The sequence below is a fragment of the uncultured Cyclobacterium sp. genome, from assembly GCF_963976465.1.
GTDB lineage: Bacteria > Bacteroidota > Bacteroidia > Cytophagales > Cyclobacteriaceae > Cyclobacterium.
Genome location: NZ_CAXBOC010000333.1, coordinates 1 through 6761 on the forward strand (window position 1 = coordinate 1; position 6761 = coordinate 6761).

Here is a 6761-nt window from a genome sequence, read left to right on the forward strand (position 1 = left end):
TTGCAATCTCACTGTCGTACTTGGCCAGCCCTTTTTTTAATGCTTCTGCCAAATCATTTAAAGATGCCCTTTCACCGTAGGCCACATTAAAAACTTCAGAAATAGCAGCTCCTTCAACAACTTCCGGAACGCCCGCAACTGAGGCCTGGTATGCTTTCAATCGCTCCTTAAAAACAGCTGTCGGTACTGCCGCAGCCAATTGATTGGCCTGAATCACATTGTCGATATAGGTAAAATCCCTGGAGTAGCTCCCATCACCATTGATTTGAGGGCTTTGATGCGCTATCAAACTGGAAACAAATTTAGGAATTACGGCAGCATAGGCTCCATTGGGATCTTGTCTTCTCCCAAAAACATTAAAGTAGCGCAAGCCTACCGTCTCTATGCCATAGATGTCTGAAAAGTTCTTGGCAAACAATTCATCTACATATTTTGTAATGGCATAAGGTGAAAGGGAATTCCCTATCACATGTTCCACCTTGGGAAGGGCTTTATGGTCCCCATAGGTAGAAGAACTGGCAGCATAAACAAAACGCTTTACTCCGGCCTCCTTGGCGGCAAAAAGCATATTGACAAAGCCAAGAATATTCACTTCTGTGCTGGTAATGGGATCTGCGATGGATCGTGGCACTGATCCTAAGGCTGCCTGATGCAATACATAATCGCAGCCTTCCACCGCTTTTAAACAAGTATCCCTGTCCCTGATATCCCCTTCAATTAAGGTGAAATTGGGATTGCTTTGTGCAACTTTCAAATTTTCAATTTTACCGGTGGCAAAATTATCCAGGCAAACCACGGTGTTTCCGTTTTCCAATAGTACGTCTATTAGATTGGAGCCGATAAAACCTGCTCCGCCTGTTACCAGTACTTTACTTTGTTTGATTTGGTAAGCCATAAAAATATATTATGATATTTATTAAATATTTACAGTTAATTTTTTCTTTCCGTCCAAGTAAACCGGGTTTACTTATGCTTTTCGGCTATAATCGTTGCTACATTGAATGTTTTGAGCATTTATCATCCATTTAAGAGGTCTATCATATGCTTGATAGCAATGGATTTTTTAACGCGCACTGCCGGAAGTATCGCTTCATCCAAAAATGCGTTCATATGACTGTTTACCATATCATAACCTGCCAATTTTGAAAATGCCACTCCGGCTGAAAATCTGGGATTGATATCAATTAAATAATACTGCTTGTCTCTTTCGATAAACTCCATATTGACACAGCCATTGATTTTTAAAGCCCGGCCAATCGTGGAAACCATTTGACTAAGCTCCTGATTTTCAAAAATTTCTACAGTCATCCCGGCACCATTTTTAGTTCTGAGTAACTCTTTACGGGGTATAGAAAAATCGATATTAAGGGAATGACTTCTAACATAATCCACCGTGTAAATAGGGCCTCTAATTACTTCCTGAAGCAGGTAATTTTCTTTATTCTGAATAGCATCAAGTCCATATTTATCGTAAACCCATACTATCCCTTCACTGCTTCTACCATCCAAGGGTTTGGCAATTAAAGGAAATGGTAAATCGGGTAATACAGTATTAAGCCCATAAGTCTGAATTGCGGGGAAGTCCGTTTTATTAACAACAAAAGCTGCTAGGGCCATTTTATTTCTGGCAACAGCCAAGGCCCCGGGGCCGGGTATACACAGTACCACGCCAAGCTTTTGAAAGACCGATCGATTTACATTGAATACATCCACTTCAACATCCGTTAAAGGAAAAATAAAATCAATGGCTTCCTCTTTGCAAATGCTTTCAATTTTTTCAAGGTATGCTTCAGTCCTTGTCACCAAGGGAACCTGATAAAAGGCATTGTATTTTCCGGTTACGGCGTGCCAGTTTCCGGGGTAGATGTCACAACCTATCACCCTTGTATTTGCCCTACTTTGTAATGCAGTAACCACTGCATCCGAAGCAAAGGATCCTATGGCCGTTACCAATACTGTAATTGTACCTGTCATATGATCAAATAAATGCCAAGCTCAACTTGGGAAAGTATATTGCATTTTAATATTTTTTTCATCGACTTCTTTTACCACAAAGCCGATTTTTTCATACAGGGCAACTGCAATGGTATTTTCCTTCCAGGTCTTCAAGCTAATGGTCTGCATGCCCTCTTTTTTTATTATTTCTATCGCCTTAATAACCATTTTTTTTGCGATCCCCTGGTTATGAAAACCTTGTTTTACGGCAAGCATTGCAATATATGCATTCTTTTGTTTTTGGTCATTGGCATAAAACAGTGTCACTCCATGAACTTCCTTTTCATCAAAATGAATCAGCACATGTCCAAGGGTCAAAATTTTATCAACATACGCTTCAAGGGAAGGCAAACCGGATTCCATTCGTACCCTTTCGGTAAGCGGAGGTGAAAAAAAATCATCCATCTCTTCAAGCAATTCAACCACATCTGAGGTATTGTATGGTGAATCAGGAAGCTCATCAATAGTAAACATAAACACAGAATAAAAATGATTCAGTGATTGATTTATAGTAGGTATCGGAATTAATACGATAATTTTGGCCCACTGGAAAAGAAATAAAAAATGGAGTATTTGTACATCCGGCCAAGGTTAAAGACACATTTTATGATTTTTTTATCTTTATAATCTAATTTTGCCAATTGCTTATAAAAGAGTGCGAGTCGGTGATAAAGCATTCCTTTAACCGGTTGATCAAAATACTTAATCATCTTTTTTCTTGAAGCGACTGAGTTCAATACTCGGTTATATTTAGGTTGCCCACCATGGATTCCCCCTTCATGAATGCGGTAATGGGCACCTACAAAATTTAGGTAAGCAGCTTTACCCTTTTCCAGCAATAAGGCTATTAATAAGGCATCCCCATTCAATACTTTGATACCTTCAGGATTTTTCACCACATTGCGGAAAAGCATAGTCAAGGGTTGTACCTGAGTACTAAAGGATTCTTTAAAATTTAAAATATAACTGTCTTCGAGAAACCTGGAAGGATAGAAAAAAGGGGAAGCCAATTCCTCTCCATATTTCTTCTTAAAATTATGAAAAGTAAAAATCACATTCGGATTTTCTTCCATAAACTGCACTTGCCTGGCTAATTTATCCGCTGCAGTCCAATAATCATCTCCTTCACATAAGGCAATGTACTTGCCTTTGGCCCTGGGAATATTAAAATTAAAATTCATCCCCCGGACGCCTTTGGAATATTGGTTTTCATCCGGCCGAACAGGAAAAATAAGGTCTGGAAAACGTTTCCTATAGTCTTCAATAATCGCTGAAGTCCCATCCGTAGAGGCATCATCATATATCAGGATTTCATAAGTAAAAGAAGTTTCCTGCATAAGAAATCCTTCCAAGCAATCCTTTATATAGGAAGCATGGTTGTAGGTGGTACAACAAATGCTAACCAACGGTTTTTTCATAAAGTAATTTTCTTTTTAGTTATACTAGCTCAACCTTGCAGTAAAACTAAATGCATTCAGGTAATTTATTTTTAAGAATCAATTGTTCTGAACCCGCAACAATAATCTGCCTATCAATTCAACTTCCTCTAAGCTCAGGTCGCTATATAAGGGCAGGCACAACACCCTTTTGGAAATGGCATCTGTAAGGGGTAGCGGTTTTGCCTGCAAGTATGGCAGGGTAGTGGCCAGGGAAGGATAAAAATACCTACGGGTAAATATTTCATTTGCCTGAAGCCTTGCCATGCTTTTCAGAAGTTGTTCTTCCGTATCAAATACCAAAGGATAATAGGCATAATTTAAACTTGCGTCTTTTTGCCATTCCGGTTTCCGCGCTTTCAGGTTTCTTAGCACCTTGTCATACCTTTCTGTTAAGGCCTTACGCTGGGCATGGATCTTTTTCACATGTGGCAAATTGGCCAGTCCCATGGCGGCATGAAATTCAGAATTTTTTCCATTGATCCCCAACTCTGCAAAGGCTTCCGGACCATTGAATCCAAAATTCCGCATATAGGCCATTTTTTTAAGCAATAGCGGATCCTTTGTCATGACCAGACCACCTTCTACAGAATGGTACAATTTGGTCGCATGAAGGCTACAAGTGGCGATGTCTCCAAAATCAAAGACAGCTTTTTCTTTAAGCTTGACACCAAATGCATGTGCCGCATCATAAATCACTTTGAGTTTGTGTTTTTTCGCAATTTGATCAATGGCATCCACATCACAGGGGTTGCCATACACATGGGTAGCCAAAATGGCACAGGTCTCCGGGCCTATGGATGCTTCAATCTTGCTAGGGTCAATATTCAAGGAATGTTCATCGATATCCACAAATACCGGTTTGCATCCTTCCCATACAATACTGCTGGTAGTGGCCACAAATGAAAAGGGCGTGGTAATGATTTCCCCTTTTAGTTCCAGTGCTTTAATGGCCAACTGCAGGGCAATGGTGCCATTGGTCACATACAACAAATGACGAATGCCAAGGTGCTCCTTTAACTGCATCTCCAGCTCGCTGGACAGTGGCCCCATATTGGTTAACCAGTTCCGTTTCCAAATTCCTGAAAGGTATTTTTCGTACTCGGCTTGAGGAGGAAGAAATGGCTTGGTAACAGGAATCATTAATTTTTCTTTTTTATCAAATCCAAAGCAAAATTCAGTTGGGGGCTTTTCAACGCATAGTTTAAAAGGAAATAAAATACAAGGCCTACAGCCCCTGCTAAAACTAACTGCCAAAGTTGAGAATTATTTTGCAATACCAATGTTATTCCCCACATTAATCCTGCCATCAATCCTGCCTTTATAAGGATAAGGGCAATATCTCCCAACTGCTGTAAGGTGGTATATTGAATCATTCTACTGCTATAATGGGTATTTACCATAAGACTCATTAAAGAGGTAAAAACACTGCTCCAAACCAAACCGTATATTCCAAATTGGAAGCCAATCAAAATACTTACTGTAATGATTGCTTTTTTTATCAACTCCAGTTTTAAAAATAAATCACTCCTACCATATACCTTCAATACATTGATATTAAAAGAATGAACCGGATAGAACATTCCGGACAAGCAAAGGATTTGGAATAATGGAACGGCTGGTAACCATTGTTCTCCTAATATTAGCAAAAACAAAGGTTTGGCCAATGCTGCTGCCCCCAACATTATTGGCGCTATCACAAAAAAGGAAAATTGGATCAATTGCCGGTAAATGATAGCAATACGTTCCTTTTGGTCCTGAATTTGAGATAGCAAAGGATAAGAAACCTTGCTAATAATTGAGGTAAACATGGTTACAGATTGGTTATTGAAAGAATGTGCCCGCTCATAATAGCCCAACTCCTGCACCGCAAAGAACTTACCGATTATCAATTTGTACACATTCTTATAAAAGGTATCGATAAGCCCTGAAAGCATAAGCTTGTAACCAAAATTATAATGGTATTTTAGTTTTTCTTTGGAAAACAAAAAGCCGGGTGTCCAGGAAGAAGTTAACCAGAGCATGATAGAGGTTCCAAGTTGGGTGCACATAAACATGCAAACAATGCTCCAAACCCCAAAACCCGCATAGCCCATCCAAATACCTACCGAAACCCCTAAAATGGTACCCGGCACCTTACATTTCATGACTTGCTTAAACTTCATTTTCTTGTTTAGCATGGCCAATTGCACGGCAGAAAAGGCCGAAATGATAAAGGTAAGGCAGTACACCCTGACAATTAATTCCAATAACTCCTGCTCAAAAAACGAGGCAATCAGTGGGGCCGTCAAATAAAAAAGGCCGTATACTAACACACTCAAAGCCAGGTTTAAATAAAAAACAGTGGCATAATCTGACTCATCTGCATTTTTGGTCCGGATCAGAGATGCTGATAGCCCGCTGTCTACCAACGAATTCCCCAAGGCAATAAATACACTGATCATGCCCACTAAACCAAACTCTGTTGGACCAAGGAGTCTGGCAAGAATCACTGAAGCAATAAAGGACAAACCCCTGAGTACAAAGGTCTCTGTAAAGGTCCATAAGATGCCCGAAAGCGTCTGTTTTTTTAATGACATATAAGCTTAATTCAACCTAAGGGTTTGTACCAGCTTATCTTTTGAAAAGGCCAACTACTATAGCTTTGTTATAATTCGGGCAAAGTCGCGCTTCCACTAAAGTCTTGCGTCCACTTTTTCCTTATTCAACACGGCCTTTACATCGTATACCACTAAGTTTTTGCTTTTTTGAATGGGTAAGGCTTTGAATTCTTTGTGTGCCACTGCCAATACCACTGCAGAATATTCCTCAAGTGAAGGGCAATCCTTGCCACCGATAATGTCCACACCATACTCATGCTTTACTTCGGCAGGGTTTGCCCAAGGATCATATACATCTACATCAATATCAAAATTCCTCAATTCTGAATAGATATCGATTACACGGGTATTGCGTACATCCGGGCAGTCCTCCTTAAATGTAAAACCTAGGATCAAAACTTTACTGTCTATGACTTTTAAGTCTTTGCGCATCATATGCTTGATTACCTCAGTGGCCACATGCTTGCCCATGGAATCATTTAATCGACGGCCTGCCAATATAATCTCCGGATGATACCCTACTTCTTGGGCTTTTTGAGCCAGATAGAATGGGTCTACACTGATACAGTGACCACCTACCAAACCGGGTCTAAAAGGAAGGAAATTCCACTTGGTTCCGGCAGCCTCTAATACTTCCTGGGTGTCAATGTCCAGTAGATTAAATATCTTTGACAACTCATTGACAAAGGCAATATTGATATCCCTTTGAGAGTTTTCAATCACTTTGGCA

7 protein-coding genes are annotated in these 6761 nt (G+C 39.9%); all 7 read right to left on the reverse strand.

What is annotated here, in order from left to right:
• On the reverse strand, positions 1 to 895 hold an 895-nt coding region (locus tag AAC037_RS17030), incomplete at its 3' end, for an NAD-dependent epimerase/dehydratase family protein (protein ID WP_339904242.1).
• A gap of 122 nt (positions 896 to 1017) precedes the next feature.
• A complete protein-coding gene (locus AAC037_RS17035; protein WP_339904244.1) occupies positions 1018 to 1974 on the reverse strand; it encodes an ATP-grasp domain-containing protein in 957 nt (318 codons plus the stop codon).
• Between the two features lie 21 nt (positions 1975 to 1995).
• Positions 1996 to 2469: a GNAT family N-acetyltransferase gene (locus AAC037_RS17040; protein WP_339904246.1), complete on the reverse strand. Its 474-nt coding sequence runs from the start codon at positions 2467 to 2469 to the stop codon at positions 1996 to 1998.
• Between the two features lie 50 nt (positions 2470 to 2519).
• Positions 2520 to 3413, reverse strand: coding sequence for a glycosyltransferase (locus AAC037_RS17045; protein ID WP_339904248.1), 894 nt, complete (start codon positions 3411 to 3413; stop codon positions 2520 to 2522).
• Positions 3414 to 3491: 78 nt separating this feature from the next.
• Entirely contained in the window at positions 3492 to 4574 is a 1083-nt protein-coding gene (locus tag AAC037_RS17050) for a DegT/DnrJ/EryC1/StrS family aminotransferase (protein ID WP_339904249.1), read from the reverse strand.
• A complete protein-coding gene (locus tag AAC037_RS17055) occupies positions 4574 to 6010 on the reverse strand; it encodes a lipopolysaccharide biosynthesis protein (RefSeq protein WP_339904250.1) in 1437 nt (478 codons plus the stop codon). Before AAC037_RS17055 ends, AAC037_RS17050 begins: the two co-directional genes overlap by 1 nt.
• Before the next feature lie 96 nt (positions 6011 to 6106).
• On the reverse strand, positions 6107 to 6761 hold a 655-nt coding region (locus AAC037_RS17060; RefSeq protein ID WP_339904252.1), incomplete at its 5' end, for a UDP binding domain-containing protein.